The organism is Streptomyces sp. NPDC104226 (assembly GCF_055584085.1).
In genome coordinates this window covers 248144-267514 of sequence record NZ_JBVJMS010000003.1, presented here as the reverse complement: position 1 = coordinate 267514, position 19371 = coordinate 248144, and the positions used below count along the sequence as shown (strand labels likewise).

The 19371-nt window shown below is 74.3% G+C and carries 17 protein-coding genes; 13 read left to right on the top strand and 4 right to left on the bottom strand.

The features are described 5' to 3' along the window. Positions 1-161: 161 nt before the first annotated feature. Both ACZ60J_RS11125 and ACZ60J_RS11120 read left to right on the top strand, forming a co-directional pair. Positions 162-1538, top strand: coding sequence for an FAD-binding oxidoreductase (locus tag ACZ60J_RS11125; protein ID WP_469680714.1), 1377 nt, complete (start codon positions 162-164; stop codon positions 1536-1538). Between the two features lies 1 nt (position 1539). Continuing rightward, positions 1540-2328, top strand: a complete 789-nt coding sequence (locus ACZ60J_RS11120) for a class I SAM-dependent methyltransferase (protein ID WP_469680712.1) — start codon at positions 1540-1542, stop codon at positions 2326-2328. A 338-nt stretch (positions 2329-2666) separates the two neighbouring features. Here the strand turns inward: ACZ60J_RS11120 and ACZ60J_RS11115 are convergent, their stop codons facing one another. Next, entirely contained in the window at positions 2667-3242 is a 576-nt protein-coding gene (locus ACZ60J_RS11115; RefSeq protein ID WP_469680711.1) for an RNA polymerase sigma factor, read from the bottom strand. A gap of 362 nt (positions 3243-3604) precedes the next feature. Here ACZ60J_RS11115 and ACZ60J_RS11110 point away from each other — a divergent pair, with 362 nt between their 5' ends. The 6 genes from ACZ60J_RS11110 to ACZ60J_RS11085 all read left to right on the top strand — a co-directional run bounded on the left by ACZ60J_RS11110 (position 3605) and on the right by ACZ60J_RS11085 (position 12857). Beyond that, positions 3605-3991: a CU044_2847 family protein gene (locus ACZ60J_RS11110; protein ID WP_469680709.1), complete on the top strand. Its 387-nt coding sequence runs from the start codon at positions 3605-3607 to the stop codon at positions 3989-3991. Further along, the gene (locus ACZ60J_RS11105) at positions 3988-5922 is read left to right on the top strand and encodes a VMAP-C domain-containing protein (protein ID WP_469680707.1); all 1935 of its coding nucleotides are present in this window, start codon (positions 3988-3990) and stop codon (positions 5920-5922) included. Before ACZ60J_RS11110 ends, ACZ60J_RS11105 begins: the two co-directional genes overlap by 4 nt. 67 nt (positions 5923-5989) lie before the next feature. Beyond that, the gene (locus ACZ60J_RS11100) at positions 5990-7030 is read left to right on the top strand and encodes an AAA family ATPase (protein ID WP_469680705.1); all 1041 of its coding nucleotides are present in this window, start codon (positions 5990-5992) and stop codon (positions 7028-7030) included. Next, positions 7030-12114 (top strand): FxSxx-COOH system tetratricopeptide repeat protein, encoded by a 5085-nt coding sequence (gene fxsT, locus ACZ60J_RS11095; protein WP_469680703.1) that lies wholly within the window; start codon positions 7030-7032, stop codon positions 12112-12114. The genes ACZ60J_RS11100 and fxsT overlap by 1 nt, the downstream gene beginning before the upstream one ends. A 51-nt stretch (positions 12115-12165) precedes the next feature. After that, positions 12166-12468 (top strand): ArsR/SmtB family transcription factor, encoded by a 303-nt coding sequence (locus ACZ60J_RS11090; protein WP_250747923.1) that lies wholly within the window; start codon positions 12166-12168, stop codon positions 12466-12468. Beyond that, entirely contained in the window at positions 12465-12857 is a 393-nt protein-coding gene (locus tag ACZ60J_RS11085) for a VOC family protein (protein ID WP_469680701.1), read from the top strand. The genes ACZ60J_RS11090 and ACZ60J_RS11085 overlap by 4 nt, the downstream gene beginning before the upstream one ends. Positions 12858-12900: 43 nt before the next feature. Here the strand turns inward: ACZ60J_RS11085 and ACZ60J_RS11080 are convergent, their stop codons facing one another. Both ACZ60J_RS11080 and ACZ60J_RS11075 read right to left on the bottom strand, forming a co-directional pair. Continuing rightward, the gene (locus ACZ60J_RS11080; RefSeq protein WP_469680699.1) at positions 12901-13983 is read right to left on the bottom strand and encodes an NUDIX domain-containing protein; all 1083 of its coding nucleotides are present in this window, start codon (positions 13981-13983) and stop codon (positions 12901-12903) included. A 191-nt stretch (positions 13984-14174) separates the two neighbouring features. Beyond that, a complete protein-coding gene (locus tag ACZ60J_RS11075; RefSeq protein ID WP_469680698.1) occupies positions 14175-14810 on the bottom strand; it encodes a LysE/ArgO family amino acid transporter in 636 nt (211 codons plus the stop codon). Between the two features lie 70 nt (positions 14811-14880). Here ACZ60J_RS11075 and ACZ60J_RS11070 point away from each other — a divergent pair, with 70 nt between their 5' ends. The 5 genes from ACZ60J_RS11070 to ACZ60J_RS11050 all read left to right on the top strand — a co-directional run bounded on the left by ACZ60J_RS11070 (position 14881) and on the right by ACZ60J_RS11050 (position 18176). Then, entirely contained in the window at positions 14881-15792 is a 912-nt protein-coding gene (locus ACZ60J_RS11070) for a LysR family transcriptional regulator ArgP (RefSeq protein WP_469680696.1), read from the top strand. A 97-nt stretch (positions 15793-15889) separates the two neighbouring features. After that, positions 15890-16282, top strand: coding sequence for a TOBE domain-containing protein (locus ACZ60J_RS11065; RefSeq protein ID WP_469680694.1), 393 nt, complete (start codon positions 15890-15892; stop codon positions 16280-16282). A gap of 85 nt (positions 16283-16367) precedes the next feature. After that, complete coding sequence (gene corA / locus ACZ60J_RS11060; RefSeq protein WP_469681501.1) at positions 16368-17456, top strand: magnesium/cobalt transporter CorA; 1089 nt, start codon at positions 16368-16370, stop codon at positions 17454-17456. 91 nt (positions 17457-17547) lie between these two features. Then, positions 17548-17820 carry a hypothetical protein gene (locus tag ACZ60J_RS11055; RefSeq protein WP_469680692.1) on the top strand — a complete coding sequence of 91 codons (273 nt, stop codon included), beginning with the start codon at positions 17548-17550 and terminating at the stop codon, positions 17818-17820. Then, positions 17778-18176: a GNAT family N-acetyltransferase gene (locus tag ACZ60J_RS11050; protein WP_469680690.1), complete on the top strand. Its 399-nt coding sequence runs from the start codon at positions 17778-17780 to the stop codon at positions 18174-18176. Before ACZ60J_RS11055 ends, ACZ60J_RS11050 begins: the two co-directional genes overlap by 43 nt. 15 nt (positions 18177-18191) lie before the next feature. Here ACZ60J_RS11050 and ACZ60J_RS11045 read toward each other — a convergent pair whose 3' ends face one another. Next, complete coding sequence (locus ACZ60J_RS11045; RefSeq protein ID WP_469680688.1) at positions 18192-19178, bottom strand: class I SAM-dependent methyltransferase; 987 nt, start codon at positions 19176-19178, stop codon at positions 18192-18194. Between the last annotated feature and the right edge of the window lie 193 nt (positions 19179-19371).

Sequence of the window (19371 nt, the reverse complement as noted above, 5' to 3'; positions counted from 1 at the left end):
TGAGCAGCACGGGCGAGGCCTGAGCGCCCCGGGCGAGGGCTGAGCGGTTCGGATTGCCGCTCGACCCATTCGGCGTAGCGTGAATGGGGGGCCTATCCACTGGCGGACAGCCCCGGGCTCGCCGAAGGTCACTCCTGCCCCGGGCCGGGGCAGGAGGAGCGATGGTCATGGGCAACCTCACGGTGGAGCAGCTGAGTCAACGGGTGCGCGGCACCGTCGTCACTCCGGGGGACGAGGAGTACGACGAAGCCCGCACGGTCTACAACGCCATGATCGACAGGCGGCCGGCCGCCGTCGTGCGCTGCGCCAACGCGGGCGACGTCATGGCGGCCGTCGACTTCGCCCGGGAGAACGGGCTCGACCTGGCGGTCCGGGGCGGCGGGCACAGCGTGCCCGGCTTCGGCACCTGCGACGGCGGAGTGGTCGCCGACCTGTCCGCGATGCGCGGCGTCCGCGTCGACCCCGTACGGCGGACGGCGCGCGCCGAGGGCGGTGCGACCTGGGGCGATTTCAACGCGGCGACCTACGCCTTCGGCCTGGCGACGACCGGCGGGATCATCTCCACCACCGGCGTCGGCGGCCTCACCCTGGGCGGCGGCATCGGCTACCTCGACCGCGGACTGGGCCTGAGCTGCGACAACCTGATCTCGGCCGATGTGGTGACGGCGGACGGACAGCTGGTCGTGGCGAGCGAGCAGGAGCACGAGGACCTCTTCTGGGCGCTGCGCGGCGGCGGTGGCAACTTCGGCGCGGTGACCTCCCTCGAATTCCGGCTCAGCCCCGTCAAGGACATCTACGGCGGGCCGATCCTCTACGAACTCGACAGCGCCGGCGCCGTGCTGCGCGCCTACCGGGAGTTCATCGCCGACGCACCGGAGCAGCTCGGCGCGTTCCCGGCCTTCCAGATCGCCCCGCCGCTGCCGTTCATCCCGGAGGACCGGCACGGCGACACCTTCATCCTGATGGTGTCGTGCTGGGCGGGCCCGGTCGAGGAGGGCGAGCGCGCCCTCCAGCCGTTCCACGACTTCGCCCCGGTGGTCGCTGAGCACGTCGGGGTCATGCCGTATCCCGCACTGAACAGTGCCTTCGACGCACTGGTGCCGCCCGGCCTCCAGCACTACTGGAAGGCCAACTTCGTGACGGAGCTGAGCGACGAGGCGATCGAGGCGCACCTGGTGCACGGCCCCCGCGTGCCTGCCGTCAACTCCACGGTCCACATCTACCCGATCAACGGTGCCTGCCACCGTGTCGCCCCGGACGCAACGGCCTTCGCCTACCGGGACGCCTCCTTCGCGACCGTCATCGCGGGCATGTGGCCGGACCCCGCCGACAACGAGGCCAACACCGCATGGGTCCGCGACTACTACGAGGCCACGGCCCCGCACTCGGAGGAGGGCGGCTACGTCAACTTCATGGCGGACGACGACCAGGAGCGCATCCGCGCCAACTACAAGGGCAACTACGACCGCTTGGTCCAGGTCAAGGGCGCGTACGACCCGGACAACCTCTTCCACCTGAACCAGAACATCAGGCCCTAGCGTGTGGGGCGAAGGCGAGGCCTACGAGCCGTACATCGGCCGGTGGAGCCGGCACGTGGCGGCGGAGTGCGTCCGGCGGCTGGACGTCGGGCCGGGCGGCGACTGGCGGGACATCGGCTGCGGCACGGGCGCCGTCACGCAGGCCGTCCTGGACGGGGCGGACCCGGAGCGGGTGGTGGGGGCCGACCCGTCTGACGGCTACGTCCGGTACGCGCGGCGGCACGTCACGGACGCCCGGGCCCGGTTCGTGCGCGCCGACGCGATGGGGCTGCCGTTCCCCGGCGACCGGGCGTCGGCGGCGGTCAGCGGACTGGTCCTCAACTTCGTCCCCGCCCCCGAACGGGCCGTCGCCGAGATGGTCCGCATCGTGCGCCCCGGCGGCACGGTCGCCGCGTACCTCTGGGACTACACACAGGGAGGCATGGAGCTCATCCGCCACTTCTGGGAGGCCGCCGCCTCCCTGGACCCGGGCAGCCGGGACCTCGACGAGGCCGTCCGCTTCCCGTGGTGCGCGCCCGGGCCGCTGGAAGAGCTTCTGCGGTCGGCCGGAATGACGGACGTCGAGGTCGACGAGATCAGCATCCCCACGCCCTTCGGTGACTTCGACGACTACTGGGCCCCGTTCCTGGGCGGCCAAGGGCCCGCGCCGTCCTACCTCGCCTCACTGCCGCCGAAGCGGCGCGATGCCTTGCGCGAGCGGCTGCGCGCCCGGGTGCCCGTCGAGGCGGACGGGTCGATCGCGCTGACCGCCCGCGCCTGGAACGGCCGGGGGAGGCGTCCGGCCCGCTGACGTGGTGAGGGTGCAGACGCCGTCCGCGCACCGGCGCTCCAAGCGGCCGCGCGAGATGGTCTGGGCCAGGCCGACCAGCCAGCACGTCGGGCAGCCCCGGAAGGCGACGAGGGCCAAGGGGGCCGCCAGCAGGGCGACCGGGCCGATGGTGGGAACCAGGGCGACCGAGCCGACGATCAGCCCGAAACCGAGGGCGCCGCGCGCCAGATGGCGCGGGACGGACGCGCTGGCGAAGTTCGCCCCGGGTGCCCCGGGCACTCCCGGTGCCCCGCGCGGTGCGGATCGTACGGGCTTCGCGGGCTTCGGGGTGTGCGGGGCGGGCCCGGCTTCTACGGTGTTCACGCTCGTGGGTCTCCTTCGAGTACTGGGGGGTCGATCGCCGTCAGGGCGTGGCGCAGCGCTGCGCGTGCCCGGTGCAGCCGCGATTTCATCGCGGCGGTGCTCAGGCCGAGCGCATCGGCGACGGCCTTGCCGGGCAGGCCCTGGACGTCCCGCAGGATCAGGACCTGGCGCTGGTCGCGGGGGAGGGTGCCGACCGCGGCCGCGATCCGCTCCGCCTCCAGCCTGCGCAGCACGTCCTCCTCCGCTGACGGGTCCGCCTGTTCCGGGTGGGCCGGTGCTCCGTCGCTCCGCGCGAGGAGCTGCCGTACCTGCCGCAGGCACTCGTTGCGCACGATCCGGAACATCCACGAGGCGAGCGCGCCGGTGGCCCGCAGGGTGCCGATCTTCCGGTAGAGGATGATCAGCGCTTCCTGCGCCGCGTCCTCGGCGTCCTGGGGCGAGGCGCAGAGCGAGCGGGCGAACCTGCGCACATGGGGCTGCGATTCCATGACGACGGTGGTGAGCGAGGTGACGTCGCCGTCCTGGGCGGCCTTGATCAGCCGCTCGTCAGGCCAGGGGAAACGCTGGTTCATGTGCTGCTCATTCCGGAAGGTGTGTCCTACGGCAGGGTCGACAGGGGTTGCAGAGGTCGGGATTGCGGCGGTCCGGTCAGGCCCGGCGCTTGTAGCGCCGCATCAGGTGCAGGCTGCACGCGCCCACGAGCAGGGCTCCGATCACTACGAGGCCGATGGTCATCATGGTTGTTCCTCCTGGCTCCGCCGGCCCGTTCGGCCGGTACACGGACAAGAGGCGGGAGCCCTCGAAAAGGATTCACGCGAAGGCTGCGAGTCGAGTCATCTCCCTGCACGATCCGGACGCGAGCCTGCACAATGGCCTCCGGCAAGGTCAACAGGGCGCGGATGGTGCCCAGTTGTCCGGCGGCGGGGGAGGGGCCATGGAACGGCAGATCCAGGAGATCGAACTGCCCAACGGGGAGACCGTACTGGCACGCGTCAGCGTGATGCGCCCCGAGGACGCTCCCGGCGGACCGGACGAGTTCGCGTACGACGACGTGGGCGCCCTCGACCACCTGACCGCCCGGGTGGATCAACTGAACGAGCTGGTCAGCGGCATCGGTTCCGCCGTACTCGAATCCGCGCGGGCCGCCCGCCCCGATGAGGTCAGCGCCACCTTCGGGATCGAGCTGGCGGTGAAGCCGGGCAAGGCCGTCGCCATGCTGGCGGACGGCGAGGCCAAGGCCGCGATCTCGGTCACCCTCACCTGGAGCCGCCGAGAAGCCGAAGGCAGGGTGGGCCCGGGCCCGGACGACGCAAGCGGATGACGGCGGCGAAACTGGAGGAGCTCACCCGCCGCGCCACGGTGCGGATCGGGCCCCAGGAGGACCCGGACAGGCTCTGGGGCACCGGCTTCTTCGTCGCACCCGGCTGGGTGCTCAGCTGCGCCCACGTGATTCCGGGAGTGGAGCGGCCCGAGGAGGTGGGCGCCTTCCTGGTGCACGGCCGGCACGGCAGTACCGAGGCCCGGCTCGGGTACTGGCTGGGCGGAGGGTTCGACCCCGAACAGGACCTCGTGCTGATCCGGCTGGCGGACGACTCGGTCCGGCACGCGTGCGTACGGCTCGGCGACCGCAGCGACGCACCCTCGCGGGTGACGGTCTACGGGTGGCGCGCGGCCGAGGGCTGCAAGCCCCAGACGTGGAGCGGGCACTGCGTCGTCAACGGCAGCGACGGGTCGAGCGGGCTCACCCTAGGCCCCGAGACCGAGATCCCCCACGGGGCCTCGGGCGGCCCGGTACTGGACCGGGACCGCGGCGTCGTCCTCGGCGTGGTCAAGGCGCGCAGGCGCGGCAAGGACGGCGGGCTGGCCATCTCCGCCACGGCGCTGCGCGGGTTCGCGCGGGCGGTGCCCGTCGGCGGTGAGCAGGGGCTGGGGCGCGAACCGTACCGGGAGCTCATCCGCGCCCACGACCAGTGGCACCACCGCATGCGCGAGGAGCCCGGCTCGGCCGCGAAGTCCTGGGTGGCCGCGCAGGAAGGGCTCGTCCCCACGGGCGAGCGGGTCTGGACCCCGAGGGACAGCGCCGCGGCGTCCGCCCTGCTGGCCGAACTGCCCCCGCCCGTCTCCACACGGGAACTCGAATCGCTCATCGAAGTGGCGGTGGGCGAGGAGCCCCTGTGGCCGGGGGCGGTCGCGGCGCGCGACTGGCGCGACGGACACGGCTGGCTCTACGAGACGGCCGACGGCGACGACATCGCCTTCCTGCACTACCTCCTGCTCGTGGCCAGGACCTGCGCCGCGGAAAGGCCCGGTCCGGCCGCCGAACTGGAGCGCTGGGTGCAGCAGCGCGCCGGACGACTGCCCGTCTACTTCCGGGCGCTGCTGCAGACCCCCCGGATCCCGGCCTGGGTCGCCGCGCGGGCCGCCGGGGCGGAGACGGGCGGCCCGGTGGTCGCGGTCGAGCTCCGCCCGGACGCGTACCGGCCGCAGGACCGTTTCCACTGGCGGATCTGGACCTGGGCCGAGGATGCGGGCTGCTTCCGGGCCTGGGACGAGGGGGACGACCCGGAGGGCGCCTCGCTCGCCGAACTGCCGTACCTGCTGAGCGAACCGCTGCACGAGGTCTTCGGCAGGACCGACACCGAGGACGGGCCCGCACGGCTCGAATTCGTGCTGCCCGTCGAGTGCTTCGACGAGAACGTGCACCTGTGGCGCTCCCGGCTCGTCGCACGGAGCATCCGCCCGGACCCCGCCGACCGGCCCTTCGGCGTCCACCGGCAAGTGGTGCTGCGCCCGCTGGAAAGGGAGGCGACCCCCCGGGAGCTGCACCGGGAACGCTGGCTGGGCGTGGCCGAGGGGTCCCTGGAAACGCTGCCCCTCAGATGGCCCGGAGCGGGGAGCGGGGCACTGGAGGCGGCGCCGGCCGGCGCCGTACCGCTGGTGTGCAGAACGGCGGGCGACGGAGCCGAGCCGCTGCGCGAGGTGATCAGGGCGGGGTACGCCGTCGCCCTGTGGCATCGGAGCGACCCGCACCAGGCGGGCTGCGGCACGCCCTGCGGGGAGCTGGAGGACAGGGTGGCACGGCTGCTGCGCCGGGCCCGCCGGGCCGGCGCGCTGCCCGAGGAACTGCGGATGCTGCGCGAGCGCATCAGCAGGGCCGACGCCGATGCGGACTGGGCCGAACCGCTGGCCCTCCTCTACGACGATCCGGACCGTCCGCTCCCCGAGCCGGCAGGCCTGCTGAACTCGCCCTGACCCGGCCGGCAGGCCCGCCGCGATCGCCACCCGAGGACCCGCCACCCGAGGACCCCAGGAGTACGTCATGACCACCCCCGACTGGTTCGTCTTCCGGGGCACCGGCGAACCGCACGACGGTGTCGACCGGCTGCCCGAACCGCCCCCCTGGCGCGACTTCGACGGTTCCCCGGTGGTCTCCGGGCCCCCGGACCTGGGCGCGGAGTCGACCCGGCGGCTGGGCTCCGACGCGGCCATGGGATCCGCGGGCCTCGCCTGGCGCCCGGCCGAACTGGAGATGATCAACGCCGCCCTGTACCTGCGGCGCCCCCTGCTCGTGACGGGGGAGCCGGGCTCGGGGAAGTCGACGCTCGCGCACGCCCTCGCCCACGAACTGGGGCTCGGCCGGGTCCTGCACTGGCCGGTCGTCAGCCGTACGACCCTGCGCGAGGGGCTGTACTCGTACGACGCCATCGCCCGGCTCCAGGACACGCAGCTGGCCCGCGAGGGAGGCGAGGACCACACGCGGGACATCGGCCGCTACCTCCGCCTCGGCCCGCTCGGCACCGCGCTCCTGCCGTACGGGAAACCCCGCGTGCTCCTCGTCGACGAACTCGACAAGAGCGACATCGACCTGCCCAACGACCTGCTGAACGCCCTGGAGGAAGGGGAGTTCACCATCCCCGAACTCCAGCGCCTCCAGGCGGTCCAGGAGACCGTCGAGGTCGACACCGACGACGACACCCGGGCCGAGGTCACGAAGGGCAGGATCCGCTGCCGGGCCTTCCCCGTGGTTGTGATGACCAGCAACGGCGAACGGGACTTCCCCGTCGCGCTGCTGCGCCGCTGCCTCCGCCTGGAACTGTCGTCGCCCAAGGACGACGAATGGGGCACCGGCCGCCTCCGGTCCATGGTCCGCGCCCACTTCGGCGAGGACGACGCCGAGGCCAACGACGCGCTGATCCGGCAGTTCCTCACGAGCAGGCCCGGCGCCCTGCGCACGGCGGACCAGCTCCTCAACGCCATCTACCTGACGCAGGAGACGGTGCGCGGCAACGAGTCCGACCGGCAGCGGCTGGCCGAGCTGCTGATGCGCCCCCTCGACCACGGTGAACCCGGGCCGAGCTGATGGCCGCCGAGTCCCCGGAACCTCCGGAGTCCCGCGAGTCCCGCGAGCCCCAGGAGTCCCCCGAGCCTCCTGAGTCCCGACCCGCTCCGCTCCCGGAGCTGGTGCGCAGGCTGCTGTCCGCGGGCGCGGAACCAACGGCCCGCGAGCTCGCCGAGACGCTCTGGCTGGCCCGGTACGTGGATCCGGCCGCCCCCGAGCTCCGGGCCCCGGCCGGGCCGTCCGTCGCCGGTGGACCGGCCGGGGACGCGGTGGGAACGCCCGGGGACGTACGGGACCTCGCCGGGGACGCGCCGGGCGCGGCCGGCGCCGCAGCCGAGAGGGGCCCCGGAGCCACCGGCGGTACGGCCGGACCGGCGGAGCGCACCCGGCTGTACGCGGACGACCCCCGCCACCGCGGCCGGGGCGCAGCCACCGCCGACGGACTCGAACGGGTCCGGGTCCCCCTGGCCACCGCCCTGCCGCAGCCCCTGGCGCTGGTGCGGGCCCTACGCCCGCTCCAGCGGTACCGGGCCCCCGTGCGCCCGGTGGCGGACCAGCTCGACGAACAGGCCACCGCGGAACGGGCCGCGCTGACCGGCCTGTTGCTGCCCGTCGGCCGTTCCTCCACCCGGCGCGAGGCCCGGATCCGTCTCGTCATGGACGTGTCGACCTCGACCCCGGTGTGGCAGCGGACCCTGGGGGAACTGAGCGAGATCCTCGCCGGGACCGGAGCGTTCCGCGAGATCCTGGTCCACCACGTGCGCGAGGCCGGCGACGGACGGCTGCTGATCGGTCCCGCCCGGGACGGGAGCCGCCCGTTCTGGGGAGCGGAGCAGCTGAGGGACCCCTCCGGCCGGCAGCTGACACTGGTGCTCAGCGACTGCGCCGGCCCGCTGTGGCGTGCGGGACGGATGCAGCGGCTGCTCCACCGCTGGAGCGCGGTGGCGCCCGTGGCCCTGGTCCAGCCGCTGCCCCAGCGCCTGTGGCGGCGCACTCATCTGCCGGCGCTGCCGGGAACACTGAGGCGCCCCGAGGGGCTGGCGGGCCGGCTCGCGTTCGTCCCGCTCGAAGGCGGTGCCGCGGCAGGGCCGGTGCCCGTGCCGGTGCTCGCGCCGACCGGTGCGGGGCTCGGAGCGTGGGCACGCCTCCTGTCGGCGCCGACCGGCCTCGCGCTGCCGGCGGCGGCGGGTTGGGTGGGCCCCGACCACGCGGCGGCCCTGCCCGTCGGCACGGACCGTACGCCGCCCCCCGCCGAGCTGATCGGATCGTTCCGCCGGACCGCCTCGCGCCCCGCCCTGCAACTGGCCGTGGCGCTCTCGGCGGTCCCCCTCAGCCTCCCCGTGATGCAGCTGGTCCAGCGCAGTACGGCCCCCGGTACGGGGCCGTCCGTCCTCGCGGAGGTCCTGCTCAGCGGACTCCTGCGGCGGGCCGAGCCCGAGGGGTGGTACGCGTTCGTGCCCGGCGTGCGCGAGGCGCTGCTGCGGGCGCTGCCCCTGGGCGAAGCCCTGCTCGTCCTCAGGTACTGCGGGGAGTACGTGGAACGCCACTACGGGCGCCGCGCCCACAACTTCCCGGCCCTCGCCCGCGCCTACCTCGCCGGCGAGGAGCCGCCCGGCGAGGACGGCGAGCTGCTCGCCCCGCAGGCCTTCGCCGACGTCTCCGCGCTGGTGGCCCGGCGTTACGCACGGGCCGCAGCCGACCGGGCAGCGGTGCGGGCGAGGGAAGCGGAGGAGGCGCAGCGGGCCGAGGTACAGGCCCGGGTGCTGGACGAGGTGCGGGCCGAGGAGCGGGTGCGGGCCGATGCACGGGTGCGCGCGGAGCAGCGGGCGCGGGCCGAGGAGCTCGTACGGATCGAGGAGCGCGTACGGGCCGACGAGCGGGCCAGGGCTGACGAGCGGGCTCGGGCCGCGGAGCAAGTGCGGGTCGCCGAGGAGCGGGTCCGGGCCGAGGAGCGGGTCCGGGCCGAGGAGCGCGAGCGGGCCGAGGAGCGCGAGCGGTGGGCGCAGACCGAGCAGCGCCTGCGGGCCGAGTTGGACGCCCGGGCGGATGAGCAGGCGCGGGCGGAAGAGCGTGCCCGGGCCGCCGAGCAGGCGCGGGACCAGTCACAGGTCGCGGCGCGGACGCGCCCCGAGGAGGGCGGACGCGCCCGGAGCATCGTCGTGGTCTACAGCGGTGCCCAGAGGCCGTGGGCGGTCTGGCTGGCCCACCGGCTGGAGGCCCACGGACCGGGCACCGTGCTGAGCCGCTGGGACCCGGACCCCGGGCAGCGGCTGGAGGACGAGCTGCGCCGCCTGCTGCCGAGCCGGGGCTCGGTGCTGATGGTGCTCAGCGAACGCTTCCTCGCCACCGGCGACCGGACCGACCAGGAGTGGAACGCCGCGTGGCGCGCCCTCGCCCCGTCGGAACTGGAGCGGTTCGCCGCGGTCGCCCCGACCGAGGCGAGGCTGCCCGCGGCCCCGCTGGAGCCCGTGATCCTGTGGGGGCTGGACGCGTACGAGGCGGAGTACCGGGTGCTGCGCCGTCTGGACCTGCCGACCGACCGGATCGGCACCGAGAGCGGCCGCCGCGGTCCCCGCTTCCCGAACGACGCCCCCGAGATCTGGGGCCGGATCCCGCGCCGCAACCCCCGCTTCGTCGGCCGCGACGCGCTCCTCACGCAGCTGCGCACGAGGCTGGCCGACGGCCCGCGCGGGGCCTCCGTCGTCGCCCTCCTCGGGCTCTCCGGCATCGGCAAGTCCCAGATCGCCGCCGAGTACGCCCACCGGTTCGCGTCCGAGTACGACGTGGTGTGGTGGGTCCCCGCCGAGGCCCGGTCCACCCTGCGCGAGAACCTTGCCGCCCTGGCCGGCGCCCTCGGGCTGACCCACGGCTCGGGGGGCTACGGCGAGCAGATCCGGGCCGTGCACGACGCACTGCGGCGCGGAGCTCCGTACGACCGGTGGCTGATCGTCTTCGACGGCTGCGACGAACCGGACGACCTCACCGACCTGCTGCCCTCCGGTCCCGGCGACGTCGTCATCACCTCCCGCAACCGCGCGTGGGGCTCCCGGCGGGCCCGCCCCGTCGAGGTCCCGCTCTTCGACCGCTCCGAGTCCGTCGCCTTCGTCCGCAGCCGCGCACCGCGCCTCACCGCTGACGACGCCGACCGGCTGGCCGCGGCCCTGGACGACTACCCGCTCGCGCTCGACCAGGCCGCCGGGTGGCTCGCCGGCTCCTCGCTCGGCGTCCGGGACTACCTCGCCCAGCTGGAGCACGGCGTGGACTCCCGTGAGGCCGTCGCCGTCTCGGCGGACTACCCGCTGCCCTTCCCCACCGCGCTGGCCATCCTCCTCAACAACATCCGGGCGAACTTCCCCGACGCCCTCGCCCTGCTGCGGCTGTTCGTCTTCTTCGCCCCCGGTCCGGTGCCGCTGCGGCTGCTGCGCGACCTCCCCGTACGCGGGATGCCGGACCGGGTCGCCGGAGTGACCGGCAACCCCGTCCGGTGGAGCGAGGCGCTCGACAAGCTGGTCCAGTTCTCCGTCGTACGCCTGGAGTACGCGGACCCGCCCCGGGGAGAGGACGACGGGGGCGGGACGGACACCGCCGAGATCCACCGCACGGTGCGCCGCGTCGTCCGCGAGAACCTCTCCGAGGAAGAAGCCGAACCCCTCGCCCGCACCGTTCGGCGGGCACTCGTCGCGGCCGACCCCGGCCGGCCCTCCGACACCAGGCTCTGGCCCCGGTACGCCGAACTCGTCCCGCACCTGGGGACCTCCGGGGCCCTCACGAGCAGCGACCCGAACACCCGGGCCTTCCTCCTGCGCTGCGTGCGCTACCTCGTCCTCGCAGGCGAGTACCAGACCTCCCTGCGCCTGTGCGAGGACATCGACCGCTCCTGGCGGGCCGGGCTCCGCGCGGACCAGCCCACCGTCCGCGAGCTCGCCTCCCTGCGCATCACGGCGCTACGCCTCCTCGGCCGGCTGCACGAGGCCGAGGAGGCGTCCCGCGAGCTCCTCGCGCGCGACGCCGGCCCGGAGTACGGCCACAGCAGGCAAGCCCTGCGGGAGGAGGGCGCGCACGGACTCCTGCTGCTCGCCCTCGGCCGGTACGAGGAGGCCCGCGAGCGGATCGAGCGGATGGTGCGTTCCGCGCGGGACCTGTTCGGCGAGGACGACTCCGCCACCTTGCAGGGCCAGTACGATCTGGCCTCCGCCCTCCGGTTCCTGGGCCGCTACCGGGAAGCCGTGGAACTCGACGGGTACACCCTGCTCCGCCGCGAGAACCTGCTGCGGGCCAGGCACCCCGACACCCTCGCCTCCGGCCTCGCCCACGCCGTGGACCTGAGGCTGCTGGGGCACTACCGGGAGGCGCAGAGCGCGCAGGAAGAGGGCCTCGTACTCATCAGGCGGGTGCTGGGACCCGCCCACCCGCTGGCCCTGCGCGCCGAGCACCACCTCGGGCTGTGCCTGCGCGACAGCGGAGACGCCCCCGGCGCGGGGCAGCTGCTGCGGACGGTGTGGGAGCGGGCCACGGGCCTCTTCGGACCGGACTCCCCGGGCACGCTGGCGGTGGGCTGCGACCATGCCGCGTACCTCCGGGAGTACGGGGACCTCGCCGAGGCCCGCCGGCTCTCCGAGGAGGTGCTCCAGGCGTACGAGAGGCAGCTGGGCCACGCCCACCCGTACCGCGCCGGCGCGCTGGGGAACCTCGCCCTGGTCCTGCGGGAAACGGGCGAGCGCGCGGAAGCGCTGTCGCTGGCCGAGCAGGCGCTGGCCGCAATGCGCAGCGCGCTCGGTGAGCGGCACCCGTGGACGCTGTCCTGCGCGCTGAACGTCACCGGGCACCGCCACGTCATGGGGTACGAGGAGGAGGCGCTCTCCCTGAGCCGGGAGACCCTGCGGGGCGCGGAACAGGTGCTCGGGACGAAGCACCCGATGACGTCCACCGCGCAGATCGCCCTCGCCGCGGACCTCCGCGCCGTACGGATGCGCGAGGAGGCCGCCAAGTACGAGGAGGCGGGGATCAGGGGCCTCACGAGCGCTCTGGGTGCCCAACACCCCCGCACGGTCGCGGCGAGGCGGCGGGATCGCCCGAGCTGGGACTTCGAGCCCCTCCCGGACTGATCGGCGGGTCCCGGGTTGATAGGCAAGTGCTTGCTTGCCTATCCTGTGGGTGTGGCCGACGAACTCTTCAGAGCTTTGGCCGACCCGACCCGCCGCACCATCCTCGACGAACTCGCGGAGAAGTCCGGGCAGACGCTGTTCGAGATCTGCTCGCGGCTCACGATGAAGCACCGGCTGGGCATCTCGCGCCAGGGCGTCTCCCAGCACCTTGCCGTACTGGAGGCCGCCGGACTCGTCGAGACCAGGCGGGAGGGCCGGTACAAGTTCCACGACCTGAACACGGCCCCGCTGCGGCAGATCGCCGAGCGGTGGCGCATGCCCGACCCGCCCGGACCGGAAGAGAGCACCCCATGAAGATCCACATGACCAGCGTCTTCGTCGACGACCAGGCCAAGGCCCTGCACTTCTACACCGAGATCCTCGGATTCGTGAAGAAGCACGACGTCCCGCTGGGCGGGGAGCACCGGTGGCTCACCGTGGTCGCGCCCGCCGAGCCCGGCGGCACCGAACTCCTCCTGGAGCCCGCCGCGCACCCGGCCGCCAGGACCTACCGGGACGCCCTCGTCGAGGACGGCATCCCGCTCGCCCAGTTCGCCGTCGACGACGTCACGGCGGAGTACGAGCGCCTGCGCGGCCTCGGCGTCCGCTTCACCCAGGAACCGCTGGAGATGGGCCCCGTCACCACCGCCGTCTTCGACGACACCTGCGGCAACCTGATCCAGCTCGCCACCGAACCGAAGTAGCCGACCCCGGGCACGCTTGGGCGCGCTGGCTCGCCGGCGAGTTCTAGGGTGATGGGTCCACCAGGCGGCCGGCGTGCAGTTCCACGGGGCCGCCCGGTGTGGTGCGGGCCCTGAGGCAGGACTCGATCTGGCGGCGGAGGGCCGGTTTGGTGAACCGGCGGAGTTCGGCCGGGGGGACCGTGCGCCATGCGAGGAGCTCCGTCCCGGGCAGGCGGATCCGGGCCAGGGTGGGGGCGTCGAGGGTGCCGCCGTCGTAGAGGAAGCGGACGCGGGCCGGGTAGCCGGAGCGGTGGGACCAGTTGACGGCGAGCAGCGGGCCCGGGGCCAGGTCGAGGCCGAGTTCTTCGAGGACCTCCCGGCGGGCCGCGGTGCGCGGGATCTCGCCGAGGTCGCTGTCGATGCCGCCGCCGGGCAGGTTCCAGTGGTCCGGATCGCCGTACGCGGGCCGCACCAGCAGGACCCCGCCCGCGGAGTCGGTGAACAGCACGCTCGCCGCCGTGAGGGCCTTGGGGCGGGCGGCGCGGTGGCCGGCCGTGTCGTAGGCGCCCGCGTGTTCCAGCTCCGCCCGGCGCGCCGGGTCGAAGCCGGCCGGGGAGCCGGGCTGCGGCACCCCGTCGATCAGGTGCGCCAGGGAGCCGGAGTGCAGGGCGGCCAGGGCGGCGCGCAGGCGGGATCCCTTCCGGGTGCCCAGGGCCCCGTAGGCCTCCTCCGGGGTGAGCCAGCGAGCCTCGGTGACCTCCCCGTCGGGGAAGGAGAGGGCGGAGGTCTGCTCGGGCGTGAGCGGGCCGACGAGGTGGACGTGGACGACGAGGGAGCGGCCGAGGGGACCCGGCGGGCGGGAGTCCACGGCGAGCAGCCGCCCGACCGGCACGCTCAGGTCCAGCTCCTCCTTGAGCTCGCGGGCCAGCCCCTCCTCAGGGGTCTCGGTGTCCTCCACGCCCCCGCCCGGGAGCTCCGGTTCCGCCTTGTAGGAGGTGGTGAGGACGAGGACCCGCCCGCGCGGATCCAGCACGATCCCGGTGGCGGCGACGAGGGGCGCGGGCTGGGCGGCGTAGTAGGCGCGGACCGAGTCGGTGTACGGGGACGCGGAGGGCGGCGGGGTCGCGGTCGGGGGCTGGTCCGGCACGGGGGCTCCTGGTGGTGCGGGGAAAGGCCGTACGAGGGGGGCGCGGGCGAGGGTACGAGGCTTCGGGCACGGTGATCCGTACCCACTCGGGGCCCGTCCATGGGGTGGACCTCGGAGGCCGGTGGCAGACCGGATGCGCGGGATCGGCTCTGCCGGGCAGCCGGGCAGCCGGGCAGGCGGGCAGCCGGGGTTCAGGCGCGGGCGAGGAGCAGGGCGCCCATGGTGACCATGGTCGCGGCGACGAGGCCGTCCAGGGCGCGCCAGGCCGCGGGCTTCCCGAGCGGGCGGCTGAGCAGCCGGGCGCCGTAGCCGAGCGCGCCGAACCAGGCGAGGCTCGCCAGGACGGCTCCGGCGCCGAAGGCCCAGCGCAGGTCGCCGCGGCCGGCGGCGATGGAGCCGAGCAGCAGCACGGTGTCGAGGTACACGTGCGGGTTGAGCCAGGTCATGGCCAGGCAGGTCAGCACGGCGCGGCGGGTGGCGGCGGAACCGGGGGTCCTGCCGGTGGCGTCCGCGGTGAGGGCGGCGCCCGGGTCGGGGCGCAGCACCCGGCGGGCGGCCAGGGCTCCGTAGCCGATCAGGAAGGCGCCGCCGACGAGTCCGACCAGGGTGAGGGCGGGCGGCCAGGCGGTGACGAACGCGCCGACGCCGGCCACGCCGAGGGCGATCAGGGCCGCGTCCGAGAGGGCACAGATGGCGACCACGGCGAGGACCGACTGGCGGCGTACGCCCTGGCGCAGGACGAAGGCGTTCTGGGCGCCGATGGCGACGATGAGCGAAAGGCCGGTGCCGAAGCCCGCGAGGCCCGCCGGGATGATGCCGTGTGTCATGTCTTCGACCGTAGGCAGCGGCGCGGCGAGGAGTACAGCTAAAGATTCTTACCTACCATTAGCTGCTGTGATGGATGAGCTGCCTGTGGACCAGGTGCGGACCCTGCTCGCGGTGATCGACGAGGGCACCTTCGACGCGGCGGCCGCCGCCCTGCACGTGACCCCCTCCGCCGTCAGCCAACGCGTCAAGGCGCTGGAACAGCGGACCGGGCGGGTGCTGCTGATGCGGACCAAGCCCGTGCGGGCGACCGAGTCGGGGGAGGTCCTCGTCCGCTTCGCGCGGCAGCTCGTCCGGCTGGAGCGCGACGCGCGGGCCGAGCTGGGCATGGCCGAGGGACTCGGACCGGTGCGGCTGCCGATCGCGGTCAACGCGGACTCGCTGGCCACGTGGTTCCTGCCCGCGCTGACGGGGGTGCCGCAGGACCCGCCGGTCTGCTTCGAACTGCACCGGGAGGACGAGGCGCACGCGACCGAACTGCTGCGGGACGGGCGGGTGATGGCCGCCGTCACCTCGCAGCCGGTGCCCGTGGCGGGGTGCACGGTGCGCAGGCTGGGACTCGTGCGGTACCTGCCGGTGGCGAGCCCGGAGTTCGCGGCGCGGCACCTGCGGGACGCGGTGGAGCGGGACCTGCGCAGGGCCCCGGTCGTCGTGTTCGACCGGCTGGACCTGCTCCAGGACGAGTTCGTGCGGGTCCTGACGGGGGACGCGGCGGCCAGGGCGTCCGCCGTACGTCACCACGTGCCGACCTCGGAGGGGTTCTGCGACGCGGCGACCGCCGGGCTGGGCTGGGCGATGCTGCCGATGGTGCAGGCCGACCCGCTGCTGGAGGCGGGGGAACTGGTGGTGATCGCGCCCGGTCGGAGCCTGGAGATCCCGCTGTACTGGCAGCAGTGGAAGCTGGACTCGCCCGCGCTGTCCATGGTGGCGGAGGCGGTCGCGCGGGCGGCCGCGGGGGCGCTCGGCCAGGACGGGCCCCGCTGAGCGGGCCCGCGGGAACCGCACGCGGGCCGGCGCCGGCCCGTTGGCCTGCGAGGACCGGCCGGGGGAGGGCTCGGTCCGCGGGCGTTAGGCTGCGGGCATGGAGTCCTACACCATCGGCCAGGCGGCTCGGCTGCTCGGCGTCAGCGTAGACACGGCCCGGCGGTGGGCCGACGCGGAAAGGTTCCCGACGCGTCGGGACGGTACCCGGCGGATGGTCGACGGGCCGGACCTCGCCGCGTTCTGCGTGGAGGTCGCGCAGGAGGACGGCGACGGCGAGGGAGCCCCGTACACCTCGGCGCGCAACGCATTCCCCGGCATCGTGACGGGCGTCAAGCTGGGCGTGGTCGACGCGCAGGTGGAGATCCAGGCCGGACCGCACCGCGTCGTGTCGCTGCTGACCCGGGAGGCCGTGGAGGAACTCGGCCTGGAGGTCGGAGCGAGGGCGACCGCTCGGGTGAAGTCCACGAGCGTCTTCATCGACCGGGCCTGAGGCCGGGGGCCGCGGCGTTCATGGGGTCCGCGTGCCGGTGGCACACTGGCCGCTGATCCGCCGAAGGGGAGTACGTCCGTTGTCCATGTTCAGCAACCTGCGCCGGGCCGTGCGCCGTACCTACCGGCGGACCGTCGACCTCAGCCACCCGGCCCGCTCCCCGCTCGGCAGCGCCGTCGTCAACTGCATCGTCTACCGGGAGGGCGTCCGCCAGGACGGCCACGGCCACGCCGATGTGGGCGAGGCGCTGCGCCGGGTCCGCAAGACGGGCGAGGGCTTCGTCTGGATCGGGCTGCACGAGCCCTCGCAGGAGGAGTTCGCCGGGCTCGCCGAGCTGCTCGGCCTGCACCCGCTCGCCGTCGGGGACGCGGTCCAGGCGCACCAGCGGCCGAAGATCGAGCGCTACGACGACACGCTCTTCGCCGTGTTCAAGACCGTGCGGTACGTGGAGCACGAGGAGCTGACCGCGACCAGCGAGGTGGTGGAGACCGGCGAGCTCATGGCCTTCGCCGGCACCGACTTCGTCATCACCATCCGGCACGGCGGCCGCGGCACCCTGGGGTCGGTCCGCGAGGAGCTGGAGACGCTCCCCGAGCAGGTGGCAAAGGGGCCGGTCGCCGTCCTGCACGCGCTGGCCGACCACGTGGTCGACGAGTACGTGGCCGTCACGGACGCGGTGCAGAACGACATAGACGCCGTCGAGACCATGGTCTTCAGCGAGCACGGCGGCCGCGGGGACGCCGGCCGGATCTACCAGCTCAAGCGCGAACTGCTGGAACTGCGCAGGGCGGTGGCCCCGCTGAGCCGCCCGCTCCAGCAGCTGAGCACGCAGCCGATCCCGGTCATCCCGCCGGAGATGCGCACGTACTTCCGGGACGTCGCCGACCACCTGACCCGGGCCACCGACCAGATCTCCGCGTACGACGCCCTCCTGGACTCGATACTGCAGGCCCATCTCGCGCAGGTGACCGTCGCCCAGAACGAGGACATGCGCAAGATCACCGCGTGGGCGGCCATCGTCGCCGTTCCGACGATGGTCTGCGGGGTCTACGGCATGAACTTCGAGCACATGCCCGAACTCCACTGGACCTACGGATACCCCCTCGTACTCGCGGTGATGGCCGTCGCGTGCTTCGTCATCCACCGGGGCTTCCGGCGAAACGGCTGGCTCTGACCGGCCGGCGGAAAACCCCTTCGAGGAAGGCGGGTTGTGCCCGGTAGGGTCCCCGAGGGCGGCGCGCAACACGAGAAACGGCAGGTCGGGCATGCAGCAGGCGGCGGTGGACGGCGCGGTGGCGACGGCGGTACTGGCCGGGGAGCGGGTGCGGCTGGAGCCGCTCGACCTGCGGCACCACGACGGGCTGTGCGAGGCGGTCCGCGACGGCAGTCTCTGGGAGCTCGCGGTGACGATCGTCCCGCACCCGAACGACGTCCGGGGCTTCATCGAGGAAGCGGTCGCGGCGCGGGCGCGGGCACGCAGATCCCGTACGCGACGGTGGACGCGGAGACGGGCCGGGTCATCGGCTCCACCCGGCTGATGGTGATCAACACCGCGAACCGGCGGCTGGAGATCGGCTGGACCTTCCTGGCCGCGTCCCGGCAGGGCAGCGGAGCGAACGCCGAGGCGAAGCTGCTGATGCTGACGCACGCCTTCGAGGCCATGGGCATGAACCGGGTCGAGCTGCTGACGGACGTGCGGAACGCGAGGTCGCGGGCCGCGATCACCCGGCTCGGCGCGCAGCACGAGGGCGTACTGCGGCACCACATGGTCATGCGGGACGGCTGGATCCGCGATACGGCGGTGTACTCCCTCACCCGCCCGGAGTGGCCGGAGGCGAAGCGGGGCCTCGAGGCCCGTCTGGCGGCCCGCCCCGCCGTCCGGCCCGGAGCCTGACCGGAGCCCCGCCCGTCAGCGGGTGGCGCGGGTCAGGAAATGGGTGGGAGCGTCCTCGTACGTGGCCACGTGCCAGCCCGCCGCTTCGAGGGCCGGGCGGAGGTTCGGCTCGGCCAGCGGGTCGTCGGGGCTGACGGCGCGCCCGTGGCGGGCCGCGCGCTCCGCCCGCCCGGAGGGGTGGAAGAGCAGCAGTTCCCCGCCGGGGGCCGTGACGCGGGCCCACTCGCGCAGGGCGGCGTCCGGATGTGGCAGGTGGTCCAGGAGCCCGGCGGCGAAGATGCCGTGGACGGCGCCGGCCGGCAGCGGGAGCCGCCCGCAGTCGGCGAGCAGCAGCCGCGCCGGGCCGCCGTGGCCCGCGCGGGCGGCGGCGTCGAGCATGGCGTGCGTGACGTCCACGCCGATCACGGTGCCGGTGGCTCCGACCAGGGAGCGCAGCGCGGGCAGGGCGCGGCCGCTGCCGCAGCCCAGGTCGAGCGCGCGCTGCCCGGGGCGCAGCCGCATCCGGGCGACGGCGGCTTCGTACGCCGGTGTCTGGTAGGCGAAGCGCTCCTCCCAGGCGGCGGCCCGGGGCGTGAAGAAGGCGCGGGTGGCGGTGGTCTCGGCCCGCCCGGCGACCAGCTCGGCGAAGCGGCGCAGCAGTTCGCAGTCGGCCTCGTCGGGGACGGGGAGCCCCCAGGCGCTGGCGCCGACCCGGAACCCGTGCGGCGCGGAGCCGTCGCCGAGCAGCGGATCGGTGCTGCCGCCGCCGGTGCCGTCCCTGCCCGCCGCCTCCGTGAGCAGCCGGGCTCCCTCGCCCAGGGCGAGGACGGGCACTTCGGCGGCGAGCGCCGGCCCGACGAGGGGGAGGGCGGCAGGGGTGGCGCCGGGGGAGAGGATCAGCGCGTCGATCCCGGTGAGGGTGGTCGGCAGGGGGTCGTCGGCGCCGGTCCGGCACGGGTGGATCCGCAGCCCGGCCGCCTCGATGGCGGCGGTGGGTGCGTCTCCGATGACGAGGACGGCCATCGGCGCCTCCCCTTTCCTGCGTAGTGCTCGCGTTCCTGCGTCGTGGTCGGCGCCGTTGATCGCGCATCTGAGATTCCAGCAGCCGAAATCGGCCGCATCTGCGTAAGCATGCCCCGAGCAGCCTCTCATATGCCAGGGGGGGGTGTGTCGTACCCCGTCCGGCCGGGTGGGGCGTGCCGGGCTCTTGAGGTCG

Excerpts from the sequence above, each read along its gene's own strand:
- ACZ60J_RS11105 (WP_469680707.1), top strand. The coding sequence starts at position 3,988 with ATGACGGCGGCGAAACTGGAGGAGCTCACCCGCCGCGCCACGGTGCGG.
- fxsT (WP_469680703.1), top strand. The coding sequence starts at position 7,030 with ATGGCCGCCGAGTCCCCGGAACCTCCGGAGTCCCGCGAGTCCCGCGAG.
- ACZ60J_RS11115 (WP_469680711.1), bottom strand. The coding sequence starts at position 3,242 with ATGAACCAGCGTTTCCCCTGGCCTGACGAGCGGCTGATCAAGGCCGCC.
- ACZ60J_RS11065 (WP_469680694.1), top strand. The coding sequence starts at position 15,890 with ATGGAGTCCTACACCATCGGCCAGGCGGCTCGGCTGCTCGGCGTCAGC.
- ACZ60J_RS11110 (WP_469680709.1), top strand. The coding sequence starts at position 3,605 with ATGGAACGGCAGATCCAGGAGATCGAACTGCCCAACGGGGAGACCGTA.
- ACZ60J_RS11055 (WP_469680692.1), top strand. The coding sequence starts at position 17,548 with ATGCAGCAGGCGGCGGTGGACGGCGCGGTGGCGACGGCGGTACTGGCC.
- ACZ60J_RS11075 (WP_469680698.1), bottom strand. The coding sequence starts at position 14,810 with ATGACACACGGCATCATCCCGGCGGGCCTCGCGGGCTTCGGCACCGGC.
- ACZ60J_RS11125 (WP_469680714.1), top strand. The coding sequence starts at position 162 with ATGGTCATGGGCAACCTCACGGTGGAGCAGCTGAGTCAACGGGTGCGC.
- ACZ60J_RS11070 (WP_469680696.1), top strand. The coding sequence starts at position 14,881 with ATGGATGAGCTGCCTGTGGACCAGGTGCGGACCCTGCTCGCGGTGATC.
- corA (WP_469681501.1), top strand. The coding sequence starts at position 16,368 with ATGTTCAGCAACCTGCGCCGGGCCGTGCGCCGTACCTACCGGCGGACC.
- ACZ60J_RS11085 (WP_469680701.1), top strand. The coding sequence starts at position 12,465 with ATGAAGATCCACATGACCAGCGTCTTCGTCGACGACCAGGCCAAGGCC.
- ACZ60J_RS11100 (WP_469680705.1), top strand. The coding sequence starts at position 5,990 with ATGACCACCCCCGACTGGTTCGTCTTCCGGGGCACCGGCGAACCGCAC.
- ACZ60J_RS11045 (WP_469680688.1), bottom strand. The coding sequence starts at position 19,178 with ATGGCCGTCCTCGTCATCGGAGACGCACCCACCGCCGCCATCGAGGCG.